Source organism: Nocardia otitidiscaviarum NBRC 14405, from assembly GCF_000308635.1.
Classification (GTDB): domain Bacteria; phylum Actinomycetota; class Actinomycetes; order Mycobacteriales; family Mycobacteriaceae; genus Nocardia; species Nocardia otitidiscaviarum.
This window is the reverse complement of sequence record NZ_BAGD01000099.1, coordinates 1-22,197: the sequence shown is the minus strand read 5'-3', so window position 1 is coordinate 22,197 and position 22,197 is coordinate 1. Positions and strand designations below refer to the sequence as shown.

The following is a 22,197-nucleotide window of genomic DNA, read 5'->3' as shown; positions in this document are numbered from 1 at the left end:
GGCAACACCGGACTCCTACGGTGTGCGGCAGTAGGAGCGAAGGACGGAGGTGTGCCGTGCGCTTACGGGATCTGCTCGGCGCGCCGCAATTGCGGATGGACCTGCTGCACGGTGACGCGGCGGCGCTGGAGCGTGCGGTGGACCGGGTGTGCGTGACCGATATGCCGGACCCGCGGCCGTTCGTGACGGCCGGAGCCCTGGTGTGCACCGGCCTGGTGTGGCGGAGTTCCCCGGCGGACGCGGACCGCTATATCGGCCTGCTGGCCCGTGCCGGAGCGGTCGGCGTGGTCGCCGGGCAGGCGCTGCACGGCTACGTACCCGACGATGTGCTGGCGGCGTGCGCCCACCACGAGCTGGCGCTGCTGTCGGCCCCGCAGAGCGTGCCGTTCAGCCGGATCATCGAGTACATGGCGGAGCGAGCCGCCGAAACCCGATGGCAGCGTGAGCGATTCGGGTTGCGTCGGCTGATGTCCGAGGCCGCCGGGGGTACCGACATCGGCGATCTCCTGGCGGATGTCGCGGCGGAGCACGGGTTCTCGACCTGGCTGCTCACCGCGACCGGCGCGGTCGTGGCGGGTACCGCACCGCTGCGCGACGACGAGATCGATCGCATCCTGTCCACCGCTCTGACCGCGCCTCGACTGCCCGCCATCGCCCCCGGTGGGATCACGGTGCACCCGGTGGGCAGTCGCGACGGTGACCGGATCGCGGCCTGGTACCTCATGGTCCGCGCCGCCGCCGACGCCGACCCGCACGGCATCCAGACCGTGGGTGCCGACCTGGCCGCCGTCGCGGAACTCTATCGGGCGCGTCAGGCCGAACACCTGCGCGCCGCCTGGGATGTCGCCGACCGCACCGTCGACCTCACGGCCGCACCGATGACCGGCCCGCGGGTCGCCCTGGTATGCGACCTGTATGTCACCTCTTGGGCCGACCACGCCGACATCACCCCCGGTATCGGCGAACGACGGTCACCTGCCGCCGCGCGGGTCAACCGGAGTGCGATCGGTGCCGCGACCGAGACCGCGGCGAGATCAGCGACCACACCCTCGGATTCGGAGGGCGAGGTGCCCGTCGCGAGGGCGGTGGTCGCAACCGCGGCGGCGCGCCGGGCGACCGGGCCTGGCGATGTGGCCGCAGCGGGGACCACGCCCCCGGATCCGTGTGGGGCAGTGGCCGTCGCGAGGGCAGCGACTGGTGCCGCCGGTGGGACAGCGGCGGTCGCGGGGTCTTCGGCGGGAACCGTGCACACGGCCGCGCGCGGGATGATCGGGGCCGGGGGCAATCGGGCGGGGCAGGTCGTCGAAGCCGATCGATGGCCGCTCACCGCCGATTCGGCTGTCGTGACGGATACTGCCGCGCGGTGCGCCACCGCCCCGACCATCGGGGCCGCTGCTCCCACTCGGCCGGGGCAGGCCACCGTGCCGCCACCGACTCGCGATGCACTGCGCGCCGCACTGCATGATGTACTGCCCGGAATCGTCACCGGTATCGACAGGGACGGTCGCGTCATCGGGTACGCGCCGGGGAGTGAGGCGGAGGTGGCGGGGCTGCTGCGCCGTGGGCTCGGTCGGCTGCGGCCGGTGCTGGGTGGTGCCGGGATCGCGGTCGGGGTGAGCGCGCCGCAGGGTGCGGAGGCGCTGTCCGGGGCATTCGCGGCGGCCGCCGCCGTCGCATCGGCGGAGGCGGGGGAGGCCAGCGTGCGCATTGCCGATATCGACAGCGCGGCAGGGCTTTTCACCGCGATACCGAACGAGTTGCAGCGCCGGTTCGCCGAACGGGTGCTGGGGCCGGTGGTCGAGTACGACCGGAAGACCGGTGCAGGACTGGTGCGCACCCTGGAGGTGTTTCTCGGATGCGAGGGTTCCTGGCGGCAGGCGGCGGAGCGCATGCATCTGCATCTGAATACGGTGCGTTACCGCATCGGCCGGGTCGAGGAGCTGACCGGGCGGGACCTCGGGCGGCTCGACGACCGGCTCGACCTGTACCTGGCGGTGCGGACGCTCGGCGGTCACACCGCCCCGGTGTAGGCGTCCCAGGCGATTCCGGCATCCGGCGCTCCTTCCCGCAGCACGCTGGCCTGGATCAGCCCGTACGGCCGATCGTCGGCGTGGAACACCTCACCGGCGTTCTCCACTCCGAATCGCTCCAGGTCGTAGGCGAAATGGTGTTTGTTCGGCGCGGACATCCGGATCTCCGCCAGGCACGGATACGCCTCCAGCGCCGCCTTCCCCATCTCGAACAGCGTCTGCTGCAACGCCTTCGAATGCAGGGTGGCGAACGTCTCGATCATGACCGCGCGGATGCCGTCGTAGGCGGCATCCCAGTCCTCGGGCGCGGTGGCGAAGCGCCAGCGGGCCACCAGGCTGGTCGCCAGAATCCGGTCCGCGGCGGGCTCGAGCACCGTGTACGGATCGGTCAGGAAGCCCGCGAACTCCGATCCGGTGGATTTGAGGATGACCAGATCCTTCACCCCGCCGATCACCCACTGCCGCCGCTCGGAGCCGCTGCCGCGCACCGTGATCGCGGCGATCCGCACCTCCGGCCCCACCCGCGTCCAGGTGTGGTCGTGCCCGCTGCCGCCGACCGGAACCCGCTGCCACGCGTACTCCTCGATCTCGATGCGCGCCGAATCCACCGGTTCGATGTCGTCCACGAAATGCCGGGCCAGCGCCAGACCGTAGTCCTCGATACTGCCGTCGCCGTGCTCCTTGGCGTAGGCGTAGACGGTCTGCTTCTGCGTGTCGGTGGGCAGCACCGCACCCTGATCGCCGACGGTGTGCGCCGGATCGAACGCACCGCGCAGACACGACGAGACATTCAGGTCGCGGATCTCGTGCCGGGCGGTGTCACGGTAGATGCGCACCACCCGGTTCTCCGCCTTGCCGTACTGGTGCGGGCCGAGCACGATCTTTCCGGACGATGCGGTCACGGGCGGCTCCCTCGGTCGATGGACATCCTGATCCCACTCTGGCGCATGTCGCGTCCCGCGAGCACTGGTTGCCGAGACAAAATGCGGCGTGTCCGCCGCTGCCGATTAGGCATATCGGACAAACCCGCGAACGCCGCCGAATGTCTAGCGTGATCTCACCTGCCGTATCGCAAGGAGTACCGATGACCTCGCCCCATCCCGTCGATATCCGGCTGCCGTGGACACGGCTGCTGGCCTTCGGCATCCAGCACGTCCTGATCATGTACACCGGATGTGTCACCGTCCCACTGGTATTCGGCGCGGCGGCCGGACTCGACCAGGCCACCATCGGACTGCTCATCAGCGCCGACCTGCTGGTCGCCGGCTTCATCACCATGGTGCAGAGCCTCGGGGCCGGACGGTTCGTGGGCGCGCGGCTGCCCATCATCTGCGGCGCCACCTTCGTGGCCATGTCGCCGATGATCCTCATCGCCAAGGAGTACGGCCTACCCGCCGTCTACGGGTCCATGCTCATCGGCGGTCTCATCGGGCTGGCGCTGGCCTGGCCGTTCGCCATGATCGTGCGATTCTTCCCGCCGCTGGTGACCGGCACCGTGCTCACCGTGGTCGGCATCTCGCTCATCGGCGTGGCGGGCGGACTCATCGTCGGCACCGATCCGGGCGACGCGGCCTTCGGTGATCCCGCCCGCATCGGATTGGCCGCCGTGGTGCTGGTGATCGCGCTGGTCTTCACCTGTCTGGGGCGCGGCGTGTGGTCGCAGCTCGGCATTCTCATCGCGTTGGCCGTCGGCGTGCTCATGGCCGTTCCCATGGGCCTGGTGAGCCTGGACGGCGTCGGGGCGGCGGACTGGCTCGGTATTCCGCGGCCGTTCCACTTCGGCGCACCGGAGTTCCCGCTCGCCGCGGTGGTGGCCATGACGATCGTGATCGCGGTGGTGTTCGCCGAGTCCACGGCGAGCATGCTCGCCATCGGCGAGATCACCGGGAAGAAGGTCGGGCGTGCGGAACTGGGACGCGGGCTGGCCGGTGACGGACTGTCGGCGGTGCTGGCCGGTGTGTTCAGTTCCTTCATCGACACCGTCTTCAACCAGAATGTCGGCGCGGTCGCGGCCACCCGCGTGTACAGCCGCTACGTGACGGCGGTCAGCGGTGCGCTGCTCATGATCCTCGGCGTCGTGCCCCGCTTCGGGGCGGTGGTGGCGGCGGTGCCGAAACCGGTGGTCGGCGGCGTGGGTCTGGTCCTGTTCGCGACCATCGCGGTGATCGGCGTCAACACCCTGCGCAAGGCCGACCTGACCGACCGCGTCAACCTGACCATCGCCGCGACCGCCATCGGCGTCGGCCTGATCCCCGTCCTCACCGACGGCATGTTCGACCGCTTCCCGTCCTCCGCGCAGATCCTCCTGGACAGCGGCATCTCCCTGGCGGCGGCCACCGTCTTCACCCTGAACCTGCTCTTCAACCACACCCGCCTGGGCGACCTCGCGCGCGGCGCGGTGGAGAGCACGCCGCGGACGGCGGAACCCCACGGTCCGGTGACAACCTGACCCGCTACGGCACGTGGGCTGCTCGACAGCCGTCGCGCCCCGCCGTGCCCGCCACATGGCGGCTACGTCGCCCGACCGATGCCGCGAGCGTCTTCCGCCTGCGGCTGCGGGCGGCTCAGCCGCAGGCGTTCACCCACTCGGAGAGGCCGTCGGCGAAGCGCTGCCGCTTCCAGATGGGGACCTCGTGTTTGATGCGGTCCACCAGGTCGGCGCAGACGGTGAAGGCTTCGGCGCGGTGCGGGGCCGCCACCGCGACCGTGATGGCGAGGTCGCCGATGGTGAGGGGGCCGATGCGGTGCACGGCCGCCACCGGCAGGCCGCTGGCCGCGGCCACCTCGGCGCAGACCTGGTGCAGGAAGCGTTCGGCTTCGGGATGGGCGGAGTACTCCAGGGCCGAGACCGATTGGCCGCCATCGTGATCGCGGACCTTGCCGGTGAACACCACGACCGCGCCGTGCTCCGGACCGGACACCGCGCGCTCCACCTCATCGGGATTCAGCGGCTGATCGCTGATCCGGGCCAGCAGGTCACTCATGGCTGCCTCCTCCGGCCACCTGGGCCAGCAAGTGTTCGAGCAGTGGTTCCAGTACGGCGATGCCGTCCTTCACTCCACCCGGCGACCCGGGCAGGTTGACGATCACCGTGCGTCCGGCCAGCCCCGCGACGCCACGGCTGAGCGAGGCCAGCGGGAACTTGGCGGTGCCGCGCTGCCGGATCGCCTCCGCCACCCCCGGCAGTTCACGATCCAGCACCTTCAGCGTCGCTTCCGGGGTGGCATCGGTGGGCGAGGCTCCCGTCCCGCCGGTACTGATCACCAGCGCGGGCTCTTCCGACAACGCGTCCGACAGGCCGTAGGCGATATCGGTGTCGGCGTACACCAGCGGTCCCCGCACCGAGAAGCCCAGTCCGGCAAGCCATTCCATCAGCCGAGGCCCCGTGGTGTCGGTCCGCGTCCCCGCCGCAGCCCCGGTCGAGGCAACCAGCACCGCCGCCGCGCGGCCCGCGCCGAACGCATCGGCTCCGGCGCGCCGCACGCTGTCCTCGGACGGCCCTTCCGTCGCGGCTCGCGAATGCCGCCCGCTCGTATCGTGCGCTGCGTCCGCACCATGGGAAGGGTGTGGTTCGCCGGTGTTGTTCGGACGCGTGCTCGCCGCGGCATGCGCGTGCCGGTGGCCTGCCTCGTGCGGCCGCGCCGCGCCGGTCCGCGCGGTGCCGGAAGCCCCCGCGGTCGCGTCCGGCCGTTCCCAATGTCCGTGCTTCCCACCGTCTTTGGTGAGCAGGCGGACATCATTCAGGGTGGCGGCCGGGTCCACGGCCTTGACCATGTCGTGCAGGGTGAGACCGGCCACCGCCACGGCGGTGAGGGCCTCCATCTCGACCCCGGTGGGGCCCTTGGTTTTCGCGGACGCCTCGATGGTGATGGTGGCGTCGGTGAAGTCGAAGCGCACATCCACCGAGGACAGGGCCAGCTGGTGGCACAGCGGAATGAGTTCCGACGTCTTCTTGGCCCCGTTGATTCCGGCGATGCGGGCGGTGGACAGCACATCGGCCTTGGGCATGTCGTCGGCCCGCACCAGCCGCACCACCTCGGGCGTGGTCCGCAGCTCACCGGCCGCCACCGCCACCCGCGTGGTGTCGGCCTTGGCGCTCACATCCACCATGCGAGCGCGTCCCTCCCGATCCACATGGGACAACTCACTCATGCCCATCAGCGTTCCACAGTCGCCCCGGTGGGGCTGCACGGGGAGGCGGGGTTCGTGCGTTCCTCCGAAATGCCGCGCGCCGCGGTTCGCCGATCCTGGTGGATGAGCCGAGCCGGTGGGCAGCGGGTCAGAGTCGCCGCACCCGCACCGGTGTCCCGGCGGGCAGGTCGGTCACCTCGGCCGGAATGTCGATCAGCACGTCGGCGGCGGCCATCGAGGCGATGAGGTGGGAGCCTGGACCGGCGACCAGGGCGACGCCGTCGTCGGTGCGGCGACCGCGCAGGAACTGGCGACGACCGGCGGGGGAGCGGACCGATTCCAGCAGGGCCAGCTCGTCGACCTCGACCGGCTCCAGCCCGGCCAGCTCACGCAGGATCGGGCGGGCGAAGACCTCGAACGATACGGCGGTCGACACCGGATTGCCGGGGAAGCTCAGCACCGGCACCCCGTCCACCACCGTGACGCCCTGCGGTCCGCCGGGTTGTACGGCGACGGAACCGAATTCGCCGCCCAGGGTCGCGAGCACATCCTTCACCACCTCGAAATCGCCCTTGGACACGCCGCCGGAGGTGAACACCACATCGGCGGCGGCCGCGGCGGCGGTCACCAACGCGCGGAACTCGGCCGGGTCGTCGGAGCTGTGTCCGACCGACACCACCTCGACGTCGTTGTCCGCCAACGCCGTTGCCAGCGTGAGCCCGTTGGAGTCGTAGATCTGACCGGGCCGCAGCACGCTGCCCGCGGGCATGAGTTCGTCACCGGTGGTCAGCACGGCCGCGCGCACCCGCCGCGCGACCGGGATCTCGGCCAGTCCGACCGCCGCCAGCGCCGCCACGTGCCGGGGCGCGAGCCGGGTGCCCGCCGCGACCAGCAGCGCCCCGGCCCGCACATCGGTCCCCGGTTCGCGCACGAAATCGCCTGTGGCGCGCCCCTTCTCGATGGTCACGGTGGAGCCGTCGGTGCGGGTGTCCTCGATCGGCACCACACAGTCCGCGCCCGGCGGCAGCGGTGCGCCGGTCATGATCTTCACGGCCGTCCCGGCGGACAGTTCCGCGTCACCGGTCATCCCCGCCGCCACCACACCGGCGAGCGGCAGCGTCACCGGTACCGTCGCCACCGATTCGGCCCGCACCGCGTACCCGTCCATGGACGAGTTCCGGAAGACCGGCAGATCCAGGGGGGAGTGCAGATCCTCGGCCAGCCGCCGTCCGAGCGCGCGCGCCATCGGAATCCGCTCGGTCTCCCGGTCCGCCAGCGGACGCAGCAGACTTTCGATGCGTTGCCGGTGGTCGTCGACGGACCGGGCCTGCATCCGAACTGGCCGAGAAGTCATGCGGGTCAGCCTATACGCGCGCCGCGGCGGGCCCGCTCGGCACGACAGGCCGAGCGGGGGACTGGACATACCCGTAATAATGGTCGGGTGACCGTGGTCGTGATGGGAATTCCCGCCGTGCGAGCCGGGCGACCCTCTCTCGACGGTCGCCCCGATACCCCGTTCCTGGTGGACCGCTACGGTCGCACCGCCCGCGACCTGCGCGTCTCCATTACCGAGAAGTGCTCGCTGCGGTGTACCTACTGCATGCCGGAGGAGGGCCTGCCGCCCATTCCGGCCGATGAACTGCTCACCACCGACGAGATCGTGCGCCTGGTCACGCTGGCCGTGCACGAACTCGGCGTGCGCGAGGTGCGCTTCACCGGCGGTGAACCGCTGATGCGCCGCGACCTGGAGCAGATCATCGCCGGCTGCCGCGCCGCGCTACCGGATACGCCGCTGGCCATGACCAGCAATGGCGTCGGTCTGGAACACCGGGCCCGCAAGCTGGCCGAGGCCGGGTTGAACCGCGTCAATGTCTCCCTCGACACCGTCGACCGCGACGGTTTCGCCCGGCTCACCCGCCGCGACCGCCTCGAGTCGGTGCTCTCCGGTATCCGCGCCGCCCAGCGCGAGGGGCTGGCCCCGGTCAAGGTGAACGCCGTGCTCATGCGCGAAACCCTTTCCGGCGCAGCGGATCTGCTGCAATGGTGTATCGACGAGGGCTGCGAGCTGCGCTTCATCGAGGAGATGCCGCTCGACGCCGACCACGAGTGGGCGCGGGCCAATATGATCACCGCCGCCGAACTGCTGGCGGTGCTGGGCGAGCGCTTCACCCTCACCGAGATCGGCCGCCCCGACGACCCGTCCGCCCCCGCCGAGAACTGGTTGGTCGACGGCGGCCCCGGCACCGTCGGCATCATCGCGTCGGTGACCCGCAAGTTCTGCGGCGACTGCGACCGCACCCGCCTCACCGCCGACGGCCGCATCCGCTCCTGCTTGTTCAGCGATCAGGAATACGATGTGCGCGCGCCCCTGCGCTCCGGCGCCTCCGACGCGGAGATCGCCACCCTGTGGCGCGGCGCCATGTGGAACAAGTGGGCGGGGCACGGCATCGACGCCGCCGACTTCCAGCCCCCCGAGCGAACGATGGGAGCCATCGGTGGTTGAGGTCCGGTATTTCGCCGCCATCGCCGACGCGGTGGGCAAGGACTCCGAAACCCTGGACCTCCCCGCCGGAGCCACGGTCGCCGACCTGCGCCACACCCTCGCCACCACCTACGGCCCCGACCTGGACCCCATGCTCCGCGTCTGCGCCTACCTCGTCGGCGACGAACTCACCAGGGACGCGGCGACTCCCCTCACCGCACGGGTGGACGTCCTGCCCCCCTTCGCGGGCGGCTGAGCCGTCGCGGCTACCTCCACCAGGTGTCGAGCGGGGTCACCGGGACGGTGCGCTTGTGGCGGGTGTTCCGGAAGATCGTTTCGAGGCGGTCGGCGACCTCGGGGGTGACGTCCTTGCCCTCGAGGTAGTCGTCGATCTGGGCGTAGGTCAGGCCCAGGGCCTCCTCGTCGGGGAGGGCGGGGCGGTCGTCCTCGAGGTCGGCGGTGGGGACCTTCTGCCAGACGCTGGGCGGGGCGCCGAGTTCCTGGAGCAGGGCCGCGCCCTGGCGTTTGGTGAGGCCGGTGAGCGGGGTGATGTCCACGCCGCCGTCGCCGTATTTGGTGAAGAAGCCGGTGACGGCCTCGGCCGCGTGGTCGGTGCCGACCACCAGGAGGTTCAGCTGACCGGCGATGGCGTACTGGATGACCATGCGCTCGCGGGCCTTGATATTGCCGCGCACGAAATCCCGCAGCCGGGTCTCGGTGCCGAGCAGCCCCGCCACGCCGAGCGCGACCTCCTCGCCCGCGGCATCGGCGCTCGGCTTGACGTTCACCTCCACCGAGCGGTCCGGCCGGATGAACCGCAGCGCGATCTGCGCGTCCTCCTCGTCGGCCTGCACCCCGTAGGGCAGCCGCACCGCCACGAAGGTGGCCTCGGCGCTCTCGGCGCGCAGTTCCTCGGCGGCGAGCTGGCACAGCCGCCCGGTCAGTGTGGAGTCCTGGCCGCCGCTGATGCCGAGCACGAACCCCTGGGCGGGCGTGGCGCGCAGATAGTCCTTGAGGAAGTCGATGCGCCGCCGCACTTCGAGTTTCGGTTCGATGGTCGGTGCCACGCCCAGTTCGGCGATGATCTCGTCACGCAGGTTCCCCATTGCGCACACTCTACTGCGCGGCCGCAGCGGTGACCCGGCGCACGAGGGTCTCCCAGTAGTCGCCGATCTGCACCAGGGTGTACCCGAGCACCCGGGTCTGGTGCAGCACCAGGCCCGCGTCCAGCGCGGCCAGCAGCGTATCCGCGAGCAACCAGCCGCCGTCGGTCACGTCGGCCTGCCGAAGCAGCAGCGCCACATGGGATCTGGTCACGTTGTAGGGCGCGCTGGCATAGCGGTCGGCGTCGAGGGTCGCCTCCCGGCGCACATCGCCCTCCACCTCGATACCGGCCAGCCGCGCCCGCCCGAAGGCGATGAGCCGCTCCACCGGCGGTGCGCCCGGCCCCAGCGGCGGCGGGCCGAACATGTACGCCGCCTGGAGCTTCTTCTCCGACTGGTCCAGCAGCGCGTGCATGAGCCCGGACCGGTTGCCGAAGCGCCGGAACACCGTGCCCTTGCCGACGCCCGCTCGCTTGGCGACCGCGTCCATGGTGACGGCTTCCGCGCCCTGTTCGCGCACCAGCGCCTCGGCGGCGTCGAGCAGCAGTTGGCGGTTGCGGGCGGCATCGCTGCGTTCGGCGTGCTCGGTGGTGGGCAGCGGGATGCCGCCCGGCAGCGACGGCGGCGTCCTGGGCTCGATCGAGAGCGAGTCGGACGGCAGCGGTTCGGGCCGCTCCGCCGGGGGTGTGTCACGCATCACGGTGCCCTTCTGAAGACCCGGGAATGTATACGGACCGTGGTCCGGTTAGTGTTCGATGAACGTACCACCCACCGATCACAATCTCAGGAGTGCCCGCCATGTCCCAGACCCGTCTGCTCGCTCTCGTCGGAAGCCTGCGTGCCGCCTCCATCAACCGCCGCCTCGCCGAGGCCGCCGCCAAGACGGCGCCCGAGGGCGTGGAGATCGCTCTCTACGACGGTCTCGCGGATATCCCTTTCTACAACGAAGATCTGGATGTCGAGGGCAAAGTGCCCGCCGCCGCGCAGGCGCTGCGTGACGCGGTCGCCGCCGCCGACGGTCTGCTACTGGTCACGCCCGAATACAACGGCACCCTCCCGGCCGTGCTGAAGAACGCCATCGACTGGGCCTCGCGCCCCTACGGCGCCGGTGCCATCAAGGGCAAGCCCGCCGCGGTGGTGTCCGCGTCCATCAGCCCGAACGCGGGCAAGTGGGCGCACGGGGACACCGTCAAGGCGCTGGGCGTGGCGGGTGCGACCGTCGTGGAGAACGCCCACCTGCACTTCGGCACCATCGGCAACCGGTTCGTCGACGTCCACCCGGCCGATGACGCCGAGGCGCTGACCCAGTTGGCCGCGACCGTCGTCTCCCTGGCGGAGTCGGCCAACGGCAACCTGGTCACCGCCTGACCGGCGACACTCCGAATCCCCACGAGGCCACGGCTTTCGACGCCGTGGCCTCGTCGTGTGCGGCGGGGTGTGCGCCCCGGCGACACGCCGGGGCGCGTCTCGATTCGGTGTCGGCCGCATGACGGGACGGTGCTGCGACACCCGCGTACCCGTGGTGTGCGTGTGACCCGCGTGATGGGTGTTATGCCTGATGACGCAGGGTTTGCTGAGAATGTGCTACTTGCCGAAATTGTGATCTCTGCCTCAGTCGTGTCGAGTTGCGAATTGAGTGGCCAGGTACTTACGACACCGGAATTTCACCTTTGTGAGTCGCAACATGTCGTGTTGTATGAATCTGTCGGCCACTAGGTGTAGTGTCTACAGCGCTGGAAAGCCACCCGAGATGAACAGTGGGTCGGATCGGGTGACCAGGGGCTTCGGTTCCGCTTCCAGGGGTTTGCGCAGCTAGTACGTGGATCTTGTTTCAGCCGTGCACTGCATACGGATCAAAGGCGAGGAGAAGGGGACACAATGACCATCACCGTGTACACGAAGCCTGCTTGTGTTCAGTGCAATGCCACCTACAAGGCGCTCGACAAGATCGGCGTCGACTACGACGTCATCGACATCTCCGAGAACCCCGAAGCCCGCGACTACGTCATGGCCCTGGGCTACCTGCAGGCCCCCGTCGTCGTCGCCGGTGACGACCACTGGTCCGGCTTCCGGCCGGACCGCATCAAGGCGCTCGCCACCGTCGCGGCCTGAGCGGCCCCCCAGCGGCGTGCGGGGAAGCTCGCCGCTGGTCGCAGGTTCGCCCGATCGAACTGGGAAGGTGGCCGACATGTCCACCCAGACAGCCAATCTGGTCTACTTCTCGAGTGCGTCGGAGAACACGCACCGCTTCGTGGAGAAGCTGGGTCTCCCGGCGCTCCGCATACCACTGCATACCGCCGACTCGCTTCGCGTCGATGAACCCTACGTGCTGATCGTCCCCACCTACGGGGGTGGTCGGCACGTCCTGGGTGGGAACCGATCCGAGAAGGAATTCGTGCCCCGACAGGTGGCCAAATTCCTCAACGATCCCCACAACCGCGCCCTGCTGCGCGGCGTGATCGCGGCCGGCAATACGAACTTCGGCGATACGTACTGCTTTGCGGGAGAGGTGATCTCGCGCAAGGCGGGAGTGCCGTACCTGTATCGCTTCGAACTCATGGGAACTGCCGAGGACGTCGAGCGCGTCCGAGAGGGATTGGGATTGTTTTGGCAACGACAACAGCACCGGTCGGAAAGACTGCCCGCGTAGAGCGTCCGGTCAGCGGGGACTCCAGCACCACCGAGGGCCTGGACTACCACGCCCTCAACGCCATGCTGAACCTGTACGGGCCGAACGGCGAGATCCAGTTCGACAAGGATCGCGAGGCCGCGCACCAGTACTTCCTGCAGCACGTCAACCAGAACACCGTCTTCTTCCACAACCTCGACGAGAAGCTCGACTACCTCATCGAGGAGAACTACTACGAGACAGAGGTGCTGGAGAAGTACAGCCGCGCCTTCATCAAGCAGCTGTTCCAGCAGGCGTACGCCAAGAAGTTCCGGTTCCCCACCTTCCTGGGCGCGTTCAAGTACTACACCTCGTACACGCTCAAGACCTTCGACGGCAAGCGCTACCTGGAGCGCTTCGAGGATCGCGTGTGCATGGTGGCGCTGACCCTCGCCGACGGTGACGAGATCCTGGCCTCGGAGCTGGTCGAGGAGATCATGGCGGGCCGCTTCCAGCCCGCCACCCCGACCTTCCTCAACTCGGGCAAGAAGCAGCGCGGCGAGCCGGTGTCCTGCTTCCTGCTGCGCATCGAGGACAATATGGAGTCCATCGGGCGCTCCATCAACTCCGCCCTGCAGCTGTCCAAGCGCGGCGGCGGAGTCGCGTTGCTGCTCAGCAATATTCGTGAGGCCGGCGCCCCGATCAAGAAGATCGAGAACCAGTCCTCGGGCGTCATCCCGATCATGAAGCTGCTGGAGGACTCGTTCTCCTACGCCAACCAGCTCGGTGCGCGGCAGGGCGCGGGCGCGGTGTACCTGCACGCCCACCACCCCGACATCTACCGCTTCCTCGACACCAAGCGCGAGAACGCGGACGAGAAGATCCGCATCAAGACGCTGTCGCTGGGCGTGGTGATCCCGGACATCACCTTCGAGCTGGCCAAGAAGAACGAGGACATGTACCTGTTCTCGCCGTACGACGTGGAGCGCATCTACGGCGTGCCGTTCGCCGACATCAATGTCACCGAGAAGTACTACGAGATGGTCGACGACAAGCGCATCCGCAAGTCGAAGATCAAGGCGCGCGAGTTCTTCCAGACCATCGCCGAGCTGCAGTTCGAGTCCGGCTACCCGTACATCATGTACGAGGACACGGTGAACCGGTCGAACCCGATCAAGGGCAAGATCACCCACTCCAACCTGTGCTCGGAGATCCTCCAGGTCTCCACCCCCTCGGAGTTCAACGACGATCTCTCGTATTCCAAGGTGGGCAAGGACATCTCCTGCAACCTGGGCTCGCTGAACATCGCCAAGACCATGGACTCGCCGGACTTCGGCAAGACCGTGGAGACCGCCATCCGCGCGCTCACCGCGGTCTCGGATCAGACGCACATCTACTCGGTGCCGTCGATCGAGCAGGGCAACAACGAATCCCACGCCATCGGCCTCGGACAGATGAACCTGCACGGCTACCTGGCGCGTGAACGCGTCTTCTACGGTTCCGAAGAGGGCGTGGACTTCACGAACATCTACTTCTACACCATCGCCTACCACGCGGTGCGGGCGTCGAATCTCATTGCCAAGGAACGGGGTACGTACTTCGGCGGCTTCCCGGAGTCCAAGTACGCCTCGGGCGAGTACTTCGACAAGTACACCGAGCAGGCGTGGGAGCCCAAGACCGAGCGGGTGCGCCAGATCTTCGCCGACGCGGGCGTGCACATCCCCACCCAGGACGACTGGCGCGAGTTGAAGGCGTCGGTCATGCAGTACGGCATCTACAACCAGAACCTCCAGGCCGTGCCGCCGACCGGTTCCATCTCCTATATCAACCACTCCACCAGCTCGATCCACCCGATCGCCTCCAAGATCGAGATCCGCAAGGAGGGCAAGATCGGCCGCGTCTACTACCCGGCCCCCTACCTGACCAACGACAATCTCGACTACTTCGAGGACGCCTACGACATCGGCTACGAGAAGGTCATCGACACCTACGCCGCCGCCACCCAGCACGTGGACCAGGGCCTGTCGCTGACGCTGTTCTTCAAGGACAGCGCCACCACCCGCGACGTCAACAAGGCCCAGATCTACGCCTGGCGCAAGGGCATCAAAACCCTCTACTACATCCGCATCCGGCAGATGGCCCTCGAAGGCACCGAGGTCGAGGGCTGCGTGAGCTGCATGCTCTGAACCGAGCAACGGTCGAGGGCGCTTCCGGTAGGTGAACCGGGAGCGCCCTCGGCGTTTCTAACCGGGGAACGGCGTCGATGCTGACACCATCTCTGCCGTGACCGATGGGACGCGGCGAATTGGGATTCTGCTGTTCAACGGGGTCGAGGAGCTGGATTTCGCGGGGCCCTGGGAGGTCCTCGCCTTCTGGACCAAGATGTGTCCGGAGGACGGCTGGGAGGTGTTCACCTTCTCGCGGCACGGGGAGAGCGTGGAATGCGCCAAGGGACTGAAGGTGATTCCGGACTACGCCCTGGAGGACGCGCCGCCCATGGACGCCGTGGTGTTCCCCGGCGGCAAGGGCACCCGGTGGATGCTGCGCGACGACGCCGTACTGGCCTGCGTGCGGCGGTTCCGGGAGAAGATTCCGCTCATCACCAGCGTGTGCACCGGATCGCTGGTGCTGGCCGCCGCCGGACTGCTGCACGGGCGACCGGCGACCACGCACTGGCTGTCGCTCGACGTGCTGGCGCAGCTGGACCCGACCATCGACGTGCGGCGCGATGAGCGGTTCGTCGACGACGGCGACATCATCACCGCCGCCGGTGTGTCCGCGGGGATCGACATGGCCCTCTACCTGGTGCAGCGGCTCGCGGGCAAGGACCGCGCCCAGTGGGTGCGCCGCGGCATCCAGTACGACCCCGAACCGCCGACCGGCACCGACTGGCCCGACGGCGCGGTCTGGGAGATCGGATCGGTCGATCCGACCGCCGAATCCCGCGCCGACACCGGCCAACTCGCCCGCCTGGTCCGCTGAGCGTCCGGGCCGACAGCGACGTCAGGCGGCGGTCTCGCGTTCGATGCGCCAGACCTGGCGGACCGTGAGGGCGTCGAAACGCCAGCCGTCCTCGGTGCGGACCGCGCCGAAACGGTAGACGCCGCCGATGCGGCGGACCGGTTCCGGATCGTCGGCCCGGCCGAAATAGCCGACCAGATTGGCACGCACCTCGGCGCGGTCGCCGTTCACATCCACCAGAACACCGCTGACGATGTGCTGAAGATTCGGGAAATCGGTGTGATTGCGCGTGGCCTGCGCTATCACCTTGTCGCGGCCGACGGCGGTGCCGCCCGGAGTGGTGGCCGTGGCCTCGGGTGTGAACAGCTGGGGGAGGGCCTGGAAGTCGTGCTCGTCCAGAGCCACGCCGAGGCGGGTGACCAGCCGGCTGATCTCGGCCTCGTCGTCACGGACCGAATCCATCGGGGCCGCGCCGCCGCCCGCCGTGCACGCGGTAGCGGCCGCCGCGAGCAGCGCGAATGTTCCGGTCAGCGCGGCGCGCCGAATCGCCCCGGACAACCTGCGCGCCGGTTGAGGGCCGACGTGGGGCACTGCGACGGTCGCGTGGCGATGAACGCTGTCATGGGTCGATGTCGCATCGGAGTGGGAGGGGCGGTTCGTGTGCATGGCGAATCCTCGTGTCGGGCAATCCTGTAGGGGATTAATGTTGGTGATGCCAACGAATATATGTTGGCTCGACCAACAATGCAAGCCCTGGTCTAGGCTGAAATCGTGGACCCCCGCACCGCGCCGCGCCGACTGCGCTCGCTGCCGACCTGGCTGCTCGCACAGAGCGCAGCTCAGGGACACCGGATCGTCGGCGAACGACTGAGCTCCGCCGATATCGCACACCGCTACCACTTCTCGCTGCTGGCGGCGCTCGACGAATCCGGGCCGACCAGTCAGGCCGATCTGGGCCGTCGCATCGGGCTCGACCGTAGTGACGTCACCGCCGCCATCACCGATCTGGAGCGCGGCGGCTACATCGAACGCGCCCCCGACCCCCGTGATCGCCGCCGAAACCTGGTGCACCTCACCGACTCCGGCCGCCGCCACCTCGACACACTCGACACTCTCATCCGCACCGCCCAAGTCGAACTCCTGACCCCCCTCACCGGCGAAGAGCAACGCCACCTCATCCGCCTGCTCCGCGCCATCGTCGATCACCACACCTGACCGCGACGGGGAACTGGTGGCGGCGGGTACTCGCGCGATGCCGCCACGACTTCCCCCTGATCGATCGTCCAGCGGCTAGGGAGCGGTGAGGTGGTCGGTGTCGTTGTAGGTGGTGAGGTGGAGGTGGGTGGCGGTGCGCTGCCAGCGGGTGATGGAGGCGTTCGCCAATTGGTTGCTTTCGATCTCGAGGATGCGGGGCTCGTCCAAGCCCTCCAGGAGGTAGCGGGTCATGACGATCACCAGGTCGTGGGTGAAGACCAGGACATGGCCGGAGAGTTCGGGCAGCAGGGTGCGCAGCCGCAGCGCCACATCCGGCCAGGACTCCCCGCCGGGTGGGCGATAGTAGAAGCGCCCCAACCGTTCCCGCTCCCGGAACTTCTCGGGATGGCGGCGGCGCACCCCGTGCACGGTCAGTCCCTGGAGGGCACCCTTCTCGTGGTCGCGCAACCGCTCGTCGAGGCGCGGCTGCGGCCAGTCCGCACCCGCCAGCGCGATCTCCGCGGTCTGCCGCGCCCGCAGATACGGTGAACTCAACACCGTTTCCGGCCGCGGCCACGCCCGCAACCGCGCCCCCACCGCCGCGGCCTGCGCCCGCCCCACCTCCGACAGCGCGAAGTCCGCATCCCTTGTCCCGGAACCGAATTCCTCGTCCCCCGCCGCCTGCGCCACCCGCGCCGCCGCATTCCCGACGCTCTCGCCGTGCCGCACCATGGTGAGTGATTCCAACCGCACCCCTCCACCCCAGCACATCACCGTGGCCGCCGCGCGCACCGCGGGTGGCCGCTGTGGTGGCGTGTCGCTGCCCACATATGGCCGGTGGATTCGGCGGGTTTGGCCGTTGGTTGTATCCTGCACGAGGATGATTTTTGCGCTCGCAATATGGCGAGTGGTCTCTGACGGTGCACGGCGACGATGGAGGAGGTGGGTTGCATGCGCAGCGAACCCCCCAGTCGAAGGCCGCGCGGCGCCGTCCCCTCGTTCCGCGGATAGGGCAGTAGGACTGCCGCGGCCGGGGCGGTGCCTCGCGGTGTGAAACCAGGTGTTTGCCCTCGTTCACCCCCTTTACTCGCCTGCCCGGCCGAGGTTCCGTCATGACGCAGACAGATCTGCACGTCGCTCCGTCGACGTTGCCCGCATTCACCCCGCTGACGACGCGCGAGGCGGTATCGCCCCGGTGCGATACGCCCCTGCCCCGCCACGAAACCGCCCTGTCGCCCCACGATCCGGCGCTGCTGTCCGACCGCGAAGCTGCGCTGTCGGAACTCGGCGGCGCACTGTCCGATTGCGCGAGCGCGGTGTCCGACCGCGAAGGTGCGGGGTCCGGGCAGGTGCGGCCGCAGGCCGAGTCGGGTGGCGCGCCGCCCGAGCGCGAGGGCTTTGCTCGCGGTCGCGAGCCCGTGACCGAATACGTTGCCGCGCAGGAGGTTCCGGTGCAGCAGTCCGCTTCCACGCACGATGAGGACCGTGCGCCCTACGTTCCGCTGCGCGATATCGTCGACCCGCATCGCGTCGGCCCCACACTGGAATGGCTGGACGATCACGCTCCGCACGTGATCGCCGACGAACTCGCCCGCATGGACGCCGTCACCGCCGGGATGGTGTTCCGGCTGCTGGACAAGGACCGTGCCCTCGATGTCTTCGAGGAGCTGGAACCCGTCGACCAGCAGCAGATTCTGAGCGGGCTGCGGGACGAGCGCTTCCGGGAGCTGGTCGAGGAGATGGATCCCGACGACCGCGCCCGCATGCTGCGCGAGGCCCCCGCGAAGGTCGCCAAGAAGGTCCTCGCCGGACTCAGCCCGCGCGAACGGCGCATGACCGCGCAGCTGCTCGGCTACCCCGAGGGTTCCGTCGGCTACTACATGACGCCGGAAGTCGTCGCGCTGCCGCGTAATCTGCCGGTCGCACAAGCCCTGCAGTGGGTGCGCACCAAGGGCGGCAACGCCGAGACCGTCTACACCCTCCCGGTGGTGGACGGCGGCCGCCGCATCATCGGCGTGGTGGAGCTGCGCGATCTGGTGCTCTCCTCCCCGGACGCCATGATCGCCGATCTGGTGGCGGCCGAACCGGTGTTCGTGCGCGCCACCGACTCGGCGGAGAAGGCCGCCCGCCTCATGCAGGGGGCCAACCTCATCAACCTGCCGGTGGTGGACAGCGAGGATCGCCTCGTCGGCCTGCTCACCATCGACGACGCCATCGAGGTCATCGAGGCCGCCGACTCCGAGGATGTGGCCCGCCAGGCCGGTGCCGCGCCCTGGGAAGGCCACTACATGGCGGCGGGTGTCTTCCAGCTGGCGCGCTACCGCGCCATGTGGCTGACGCTGCTGCTGGTCGCGGCCACCTTGACGGTGTCGGTCACCGACCTGTTCGAGGGCACCCTGGAACAGGCCGCGCATCTGGCCCTGTTCATTCCGCTGATCATCGGTGCGGGCGGCAATGCCGGCGCCCAGGCCGCCACCTCCTGTGTGCGCGCCGTGGCCGTGGGTGAGGTGCGGGGTTCGGACCTGTTCCGGGTGGTGTGGCGCGAATGCCGGGTGGGCCTGCTGCTGGGCACCATGCTCGCGCTGATCGGCGTCGTGATCGGCGGACTGTTCGTCGGCATGGAAATCGCTGCGGTGGTGGGGATTACGCTCGTGCTCATCTGCGCGTGGGCGGCCACCATCGGCGGCACCATGCCGCTGCTGGCCAAGAAGCTGCGCATCGACCCGGCGGTCATCTCGGCCCCGATGGTCACCACCCTGGTCGACGCGACCGGGCTCATCATCTACTTCACCACCGCGAAACTGGTGCTGGGGATCTGAACCTCAGCGCATGAACGGCAAACCTTCGGGCGGTCCCCCCGCCGACAGCCGCCCGAAGGTGCTGTGACAGAGTGCACGGCGGCGCGTCCGCGCCGCGCGGGGTGTCTCCGCCCACCTTTTCGGGGGTAACCCGGCTATCACCCCAGGACGCCGAACGACACAACACCTTGTGTTGTAAAACTTTGTCCGCCACAAGTAGTAGTGTCCAGGGCAAGAGAATTCGGTGAGCTGGGAAGGGTGAGTGAACGGGCGTGACCGCTGAGACGCATACGACGATGCGTGTGACCAAGGTGATCGATCGAGTGTCGGCGATCAACTGGAACCGCGTGCCCGACGAGAAGGACGCGGAGGTCTGGGACCGGCTGACGGGCAACTTCTGGCTGCCCGAGAAGGTACCCGTCTCCAATGACATTCCGTCGTGGAACACGCTGACCCCCCACGAGAAGCAGCTGACCATGCGGGTCTTCACCGGCCTCACCCTGCTCGACACCATCCAGGGCACGGTCGGCGCGGTGAGCCTCATTCCGGACGCGCTCACCCCGCACGAGGAGGCGGTGCTCACCAATATCGCCTTCATGGAGTCGGTGCACGCCAAGAGCTACAGCTCCATCTTCTCCACGCTGTGCTCCACCCGCGAGATCGACGACGCCTTCCGCTGGTCGGAGGAGAACCCGAACCTGCAGCGCAAGGCGCAGATCGTCATGGACTACTACCAGGGCGACGATCCGCTCAAGCGCAAGGTGGCCTCCACCCTGCTGGAGAGCTTCCTGTTCTACTCCGGTTTCTACCTGCCCATGTACTGGTCCTCGCGGGCCAAGCTCACCAACACCGCGGACCTGATCCGCCTCATCATCCGCGACGAGGCCGTGCACGGGTACTACATCGGCTACAAGTACCAGAAGGGTCTGGAGCAGGTCTCCCAGGCGGAGCAGGACGAGCTCAAGTCCTACACCTTCGAGCTGCTGTTCGAGCTGTACGAGAACGAGGTCGAGTACACCCAGGATCTCTACGACGAGGTCGGCCTGACCGAGGACGTCAAGAAGTTCCTGCGCTACAACGCCAACAAGGCGCTGATGAACCTCGGCTACGAGGGCCTGTTCCCCAAGGACGAGTGCGATGTGAACCCGGCGATCCTCTCGGCGCTGTCGCCCAATGCCGACGAGAACCACGACTTCTTCTCGGGCTCGGGTTCGAGCTACGTGATCGGCAAGGCCGTCAACACCGAGGACGAGGACTGGGAGTTCTAGGAGTGTTGAAAGGTGTGGGCCGGTAACCGTATTCGGTTACCGGCCCGCACACTTCCGAGGTATACGCGAGGATCAGTCGGTCACGTAGCCGTTGAGGGTGTTGCGGATGTCCTCCAGCAGGGCCCGCGCCGCGGTCACGCCGCTGCCGTGCCAGATCACGTCTTCGACGACGAAGTTGCGCTTGTCGCCGACCGCGCCGAGTTCCTTCCAGTCGTCGCCGCGCATGAGCGATTCGCCGAAGTCGCGACCCTCGGGACCGTCGAACATGACGTAGATGAGGTCGCCCTCCACCTTGTCCCGATTCTCCTGGGACGACACATCCGCCAGTTCGAAGCTCGCGCCACGCTGCGCGGTCGGCCGCTGCACCCCGGCATCGCCCAGCACCTGCCCGGCGAAGCTGTCCCCGCCCAGCACCTGGAGGTCGTCGGCGCGGAAGCGCACCACCGACGCCTGGGTCAGGTTGGCGGCCACCGCGTTTCCGGTGTCGCGGGCCGCGGTGCGGTAGTCGGCGAGCACCTGATCGGCGGCCCGCTCCCGGCCCAGCGCCGCGGCGATAGCGGAGAACTGCCGCTGCCAGCCGCCGTCGCCGGAGATCAGCACGGTGGGCGCGATACCGCGCAGCGCGTCGTAGCTCGCGCCGTCGGTCGCGCCGCCGATGATCACGTCCGGGTCCAGGGCGGCGATCTGCGCGGGGTCGGGCGTGCCGACCATGCCGACCGCCGGAATCTCGGAGATGCCGGTGCCCAGATAGGCGGGCTGCGGGGTGGGACCGGCGACGGTGGCCGCGCCGACCACACGCTCCCACAGGCCGAGCGCGCAGATCGCGTCCAGGGCCGGGGTCGAGATCACCACGATGCGTTGCGGATCGGCGGGCACCTCCACGGTCCCGGTGGTGGTGTCGACGGAGCGGATCGCGCCCGCGGCCGGATCGGCGGTGGTGGGCAGCGCGCACGCGGTGCGGGTGTCACGTTCCAGGCCGACCACACCCGCGCCCGCGATATTCGTGGTGGTGCGCACGATGGCGCTGGCGGCGTCGTCGGCCGGTTCGGCACAGCCTGCCAGCAGACCGGTCGGCAGCACCGCGGCGGCGGCCAATGCCACCCCCCAGGTGCGCAAACGCCGCGCGGAACCGGGGGAGGGGGCGTACGGGGTTCGGGTGGAAGCGGACTCGCGCACCGACATGCGGAGGAGCGTACAGGCGCGAGTCCGGACACCCAATCGCGACGCTCGGATATCGGCCGGATCGGCGGCCCGGGAACTTCGGGACCAACGTCCCCGGCAGTCCGTTACCAAGGCCAATTACGACAGAGAGTAGGACCGGCCGCGACCGCTGCGGCAGCACGGTTTACGATTCACAACAGCGCAAGCCACCCGTCGTTCGCGTGTGCGTGAAAACGCCGACGCCGGAAGCAACCGCGACGAACGACCAGAAGGCACCTGTCAGGAGGTTCAGTGACTGCCGTAGAGCCACGCCCAGTCCGTGAAGTGGAAGCGGCTCGGCCATACCCGCCCCGTGTGGGTCCCAAGGGTTCGTTCATCTACAAGATGGTCACCACGACAGACCCGAAGGTCCTCGGCGTCATGTACCTGGTGACGGCGATGTCCTTCTTCCTCATCGGCGG

21 protein-coding genes and 1 pseudogene are annotated in these 22,197 nt (G+C 68.7%); 13 read left to right on the top strand and 9 right to left on the bottom strand.

What is annotated here, in order from left to right; all coding sequences use genetic code 11:
* Positions 1–56 precede the first annotated feature (56 nt).
* Complete coding sequence (locus tag ON31_RS34805) at positions 57–2,030, top strand: PucR family transcriptional regulator (RefSeq protein ID WP_147287084.1); 1,974 nt, start codon at positions 57–59, stop codon at positions 2,028–2,030.
* On the opposite strand, the gene pucL is transcribed toward ON31_RS34805, so the two are convergent.
* Positions 2,012–2,932: a factor-independent urate hydroxylase gene (gene pucL / locus ON31_RS22255; protein WP_039816467.1), complete on the bottom strand. Its 921-nt coding sequence runs from the start codon at positions 2,930–2,932 to the stop codon at positions 2,012–2,014. The two genes, ON31_RS34805 and pucL, sit on opposite strands and share 19 nt — an antisense overlap.
* 182 nt (positions 2,933–3,114) lie before the next feature.
* Between pucL and ON31_RS22250 the strand changes: the two genes are divergently transcribed.
* Entirely contained in the window at positions 3,115–4,479 is a 1,365-nt protein-coding gene (locus tag ON31_RS22250; protein WP_039816464.1) for a uracil-xanthine permease family protein, read from the top strand.
* A gap of 115 nt (positions 4,480–4,594) precedes the next feature.
* Here ON31_RS22250 and ON31_RS22245 read toward each other — a convergent pair whose 3' ends face one another.
* From ON31_RS22245 to ON31_RS22235, 3 genes are all read right to left on the bottom strand, one after another.
* Positions 4,595–5,014, bottom strand: coding sequence for a molybdenum cofactor biosynthesis protein MoaE (locus tag ON31_RS22245; RefSeq protein ID WP_039816462.1), 420 nt, complete (start codon positions 5,012–5,014; stop codon positions 4,595–4,597).
* On the bottom strand, positions 5,007–6,182 hold the full coding sequence (gene moaCB, locus ON31_RS22240) for a bifunctional molybdenum cofactor biosynthesis protein MoaC/MoaB (RefSeq protein WP_039816487.1): 1,176 nt from the start codon (positions 6,180–6,182) through the stop codon (positions 5,007–5,009). The genes ON31_RS22245 and moaCB overlap by 8 nt, the downstream gene beginning before the upstream one ends.
* Positions 6,183–6,309: 127 nt before the next feature.
* A complete protein-coding gene (locus tag ON31_RS22235) occupies positions 6,310–7,515 on the bottom strand; it encodes a molybdopterin molybdotransferase MoeA (RefSeq protein ID WP_255222210.1) in 1,206 nt (401 codons plus the stop codon).
* 87 nt (positions 7,516–7,602) lie between these two features.
* On the opposite strand from ON31_RS22235, the gene moaA reads away from it, so the two are divergent.
* Positions 7,603–8,664: a GTP 3',8-cyclase MoaA gene (moaA, locus tag ON31_RS22230; RefSeq protein ID WP_039816459.1), complete on the top strand. Its 1,062-nt coding sequence runs from the start codon at positions 7,603–7,605 to the stop codon at positions 8,662–8,664.
* The gene (locus tag ON31_RS22225; protein ID WP_039816457.1) at positions 8,657–8,899 is read left to right on the top strand and encodes a MoaD/ThiS family protein; all 243 of its coding nucleotides are present in this window, start codon (positions 8,657–8,659) and stop codon (positions 8,897–8,899) included. The genes moaA and ON31_RS22225 overlap by 8 nt, the downstream gene beginning before the upstream one ends.
* A gap of 10 nt (positions 8,900–8,909) precedes the next feature.
* Here ON31_RS22225 and nadE read toward each other — a convergent pair whose 3' ends face one another.
* The gene (nadE, locus tag ON31_RS22220; RefSeq protein ID WP_039816454.1) at positions 8,910–9,749 is read right to left on the bottom strand and encodes an NAD(+) synthase; all 840 of its coding nucleotides are present in this window, start codon (positions 9,747–9,749) and stop codon (positions 8,910–8,912) included.
* A 10-nt stretch (positions 9,750–9,759) separates the two neighbouring features.
* A complete protein-coding gene (locus ON31_RS22215) occupies positions 9,760–10,443 on the bottom strand; it encodes a TetR/AcrR family transcriptional regulator (RefSeq protein WP_081592647.1) in 684 nt (227 codons plus the stop codon).
* A gap of 101 nt (positions 10,444–10,544) precedes the next feature.
* On the opposite strand from ON31_RS22215, the gene ON31_RS22210 reads away from it, so the two are divergent.
* The 5 genes from ON31_RS22210 to ON31_RS22190 all read left to right on the top strand — a co-directional run bounded on the left by ON31_RS22210 (position 10,545) and on the right by ON31_RS22190 (position 15,336).
* Positions 10,545–11,114 carry an NAD(P)H-dependent oxidoreductase gene (locus ON31_RS22210; protein ID WP_039816486.1) on the top strand — a complete coding sequence of 190 codons (570 nt, stop codon included), beginning with the start codon at positions 10,545–10,547 and terminating at the stop codon, positions 11,112–11,114.
* 510 nt (positions 11,115–11,624) lie between these two features.
* On the top strand, positions 11,625–11,858 hold the full coding sequence (locus ON31_RS22205; protein WP_039816452.1) for a redoxin NrdH: 234 nt from the start codon (positions 11,625–11,627) through the stop codon (positions 11,856–11,858).
* 76 nt (positions 11,859–11,934) lie between these two features.
* On the top strand, positions 11,935–12,396 hold the full coding sequence (gene nrdI, locus ON31_RS22200) for a class Ib ribonucleoside-diphosphate reductase assembly flavoprotein NrdI (RefSeq protein ID WP_029927316.1): 462 nt from the start codon (positions 11,935–11,937) through the stop codon (positions 12,394–12,396).
* Between the two features lie 62 nt (positions 12,397–12,458).
* Positions 12,459–14,540, top strand: coding sequence for a class 1b ribonucleoside-diphosphate reductase subunit alpha (nrdE, locus tag ON31_RS22195; protein WP_228814853.1), 2,082 nt, complete (start codon positions 12,459–12,461; stop codon positions 14,538–14,540).
* Between the two features lie 97 nt (positions 14,541–14,637).
* Positions 14,638–15,336 (top strand): DJ-1/PfpI family protein, encoded by a 699-nt coding sequence (locus ON31_RS22190; RefSeq protein ID WP_063821550.1) that lies wholly within the window; start codon positions 14,638–14,640, stop codon positions 15,334–15,336.
* A 21-nt stretch (positions 15,337–15,357) separates the two neighbouring features.
* Here the strand turns inward: ON31_RS22190 and ON31_RS22185 are convergent, their stop codons facing one another.
* Positions 15,358–15,873 (bottom strand): nuclear transport factor 2 family protein, encoded by a 516-nt coding sequence (locus tag ON31_RS22185; RefSeq protein ID WP_039816443.1) that lies wholly within the window; start codon positions 15,871–15,873, stop codon positions 15,358–15,360.
* Positions 15,874–16,086: 213 nt separating this feature from the next.
* Between ON31_RS22185 and ON31_RS22180 the strand changes: the two genes are divergently transcribed.
* Positions 16,087–16,530 carry a MarR family winged helix-turn-helix transcriptional regulator gene (locus ON31_RS22180; protein ID WP_051037598.1) on the top strand — a complete coding sequence of 148 codons (444 nt, stop codon included), beginning with the start codon at positions 16,087–16,089 and terminating at the stop codon, positions 16,528–16,530.
* Between the two features lie 75 nt (positions 16,531–16,605).
* Here the strand turns inward: ON31_RS22180 and ON31_RS22175 are convergent, their stop codons facing one another.
* Complete coding sequence (locus ON31_RS22175) at positions 16,606–17,385, bottom strand: histidine phosphatase family protein (RefSeq protein ID WP_218007372.1); 780 nt, start codon at positions 17,383–17,385, stop codon at positions 16,606–16,608.
* A 236-nt stretch (positions 17,386–17,621) separates the two neighbouring features.
* Here ON31_RS22175 and mgtE point away from each other — a divergent pair, with 236 nt between their 5' ends.
* Positions 17,622–19,328, top strand: coding sequence for a magnesium transporter (gene mgtE, locus ON31_RS22170; RefSeq protein WP_255222209.1), 1,707 nt, complete (start codon positions 17,622–17,624; stop codon positions 19,326–19,328).
* Between the two features lie 281 nt (positions 19,329–19,609).
* A complete protein-coding gene (gene nrdF / locus ON31_RS22165; RefSeq protein ID WP_244961326.1) occupies positions 19,610–20,575 on the top strand; it encodes a class 1b ribonucleoside-diphosphate reductase subunit beta in 966 nt (321 codons plus the stop codon).
* Between the two features lie 72 nt (positions 20,576–20,647).
* On the opposite strand, the gene ON31_RS22160 is transcribed toward nrdF, so the two are convergent.
* Complete coding sequence (locus tag ON31_RS22160; protein WP_051037597.1) at positions 20,648–21,757, bottom strand: ABC transporter substrate-binding protein; 1,110 nt, start codon at positions 21,755–21,757, stop codon at positions 20,648–20,650.
* A gap of 270 nt (positions 21,758–22,027) precedes the next feature.
* Here ON31_RS22160 and ON31_RS38105 point away from each other — a divergent pair.
* Positions 22,028–22,197: pseudogene (locus ON31_RS38105) on the top strand (cytochrome ubiquinol oxidase subunit I); the annotation flags it as partial.

Coding starts and splice junctions, on each gene's coding strand:
- ON31_RS22250 (WP_039816464.1), top strand. CDS start 3,115: ATGACCTCGCCCCATCCCGTCGATATCCGGCTGCCGTGGACACGGCTG.
- ON31_RS22245 (WP_039816462.1), bottom strand. CDS start 5,014: ATGAGTGACCTGCTGGCCCGGATCAGCGATCAGCCGCTGAATCCCGAT.
- moaCB (WP_039816487.1), bottom strand. CDS start 6,182: ATGAGTGAGTTGTCCCATGTGGATCGGGAGGGACGCGCTCGCATGGTG.
- ON31_RS22235 (WP_255222210.1), bottom strand. CDS start 7,515: ATGACTTCTCGGCCAGTTCGGATGCAGGCCCGGTCCGTCGACGACCAC.
- nadE (WP_039816454.1), bottom strand. CDS start 9,749: ATGGGGAACCTGCGTGACGAGATCATCGCCGAACTGGGCGTGGCACCG.
- ON31_RS22215 (WP_081592647.1), bottom strand. CDS start 10,443: ATGCGTGACACACCCCCGGCGGAGCGGCCCGAACCGCTGCCGTCCGAC.
- ON31_RS22210 (WP_039816486.1), top strand. CDS start 10,545: ATGTCCCAGACCCGTCTGCTCGCTCTCGTCGGAAGCCTGCGTGCCGCC.
- ON31_RS22205 (WP_039816452.1), top strand. CDS start 11,625: ATGACCATCACCGTGTACACGAAGCCTGCTTGTGTTCAGTGCAATGCC.
- nrdI (WP_029927316.1), top strand. CDS start 11,935: ATGTCCACCCAGACAGCCAATCTGGTCTACTTCTCGAGTGCGTCGGAG.
- nrdE (WP_228814853.1), top strand. CDS start 12,459: ATGCTGAACCTGTACGGGCCGAACGGCGAGATCCAGTTCGACAAGGAT.
- mgtE (WP_255222209.1), top strand. CDS start 17,622: ATGACGCAGACAGATCTGCACGTCGCTCCGTCGACGTTGCCCGCATTC.
- ON31_RS22160 (WP_051037597.1), bottom strand. CDS start 21,757: ATGTCGGTGCGCGAGTCCGCTTCCACCCGAACCCCGTACGCCCCCTCC.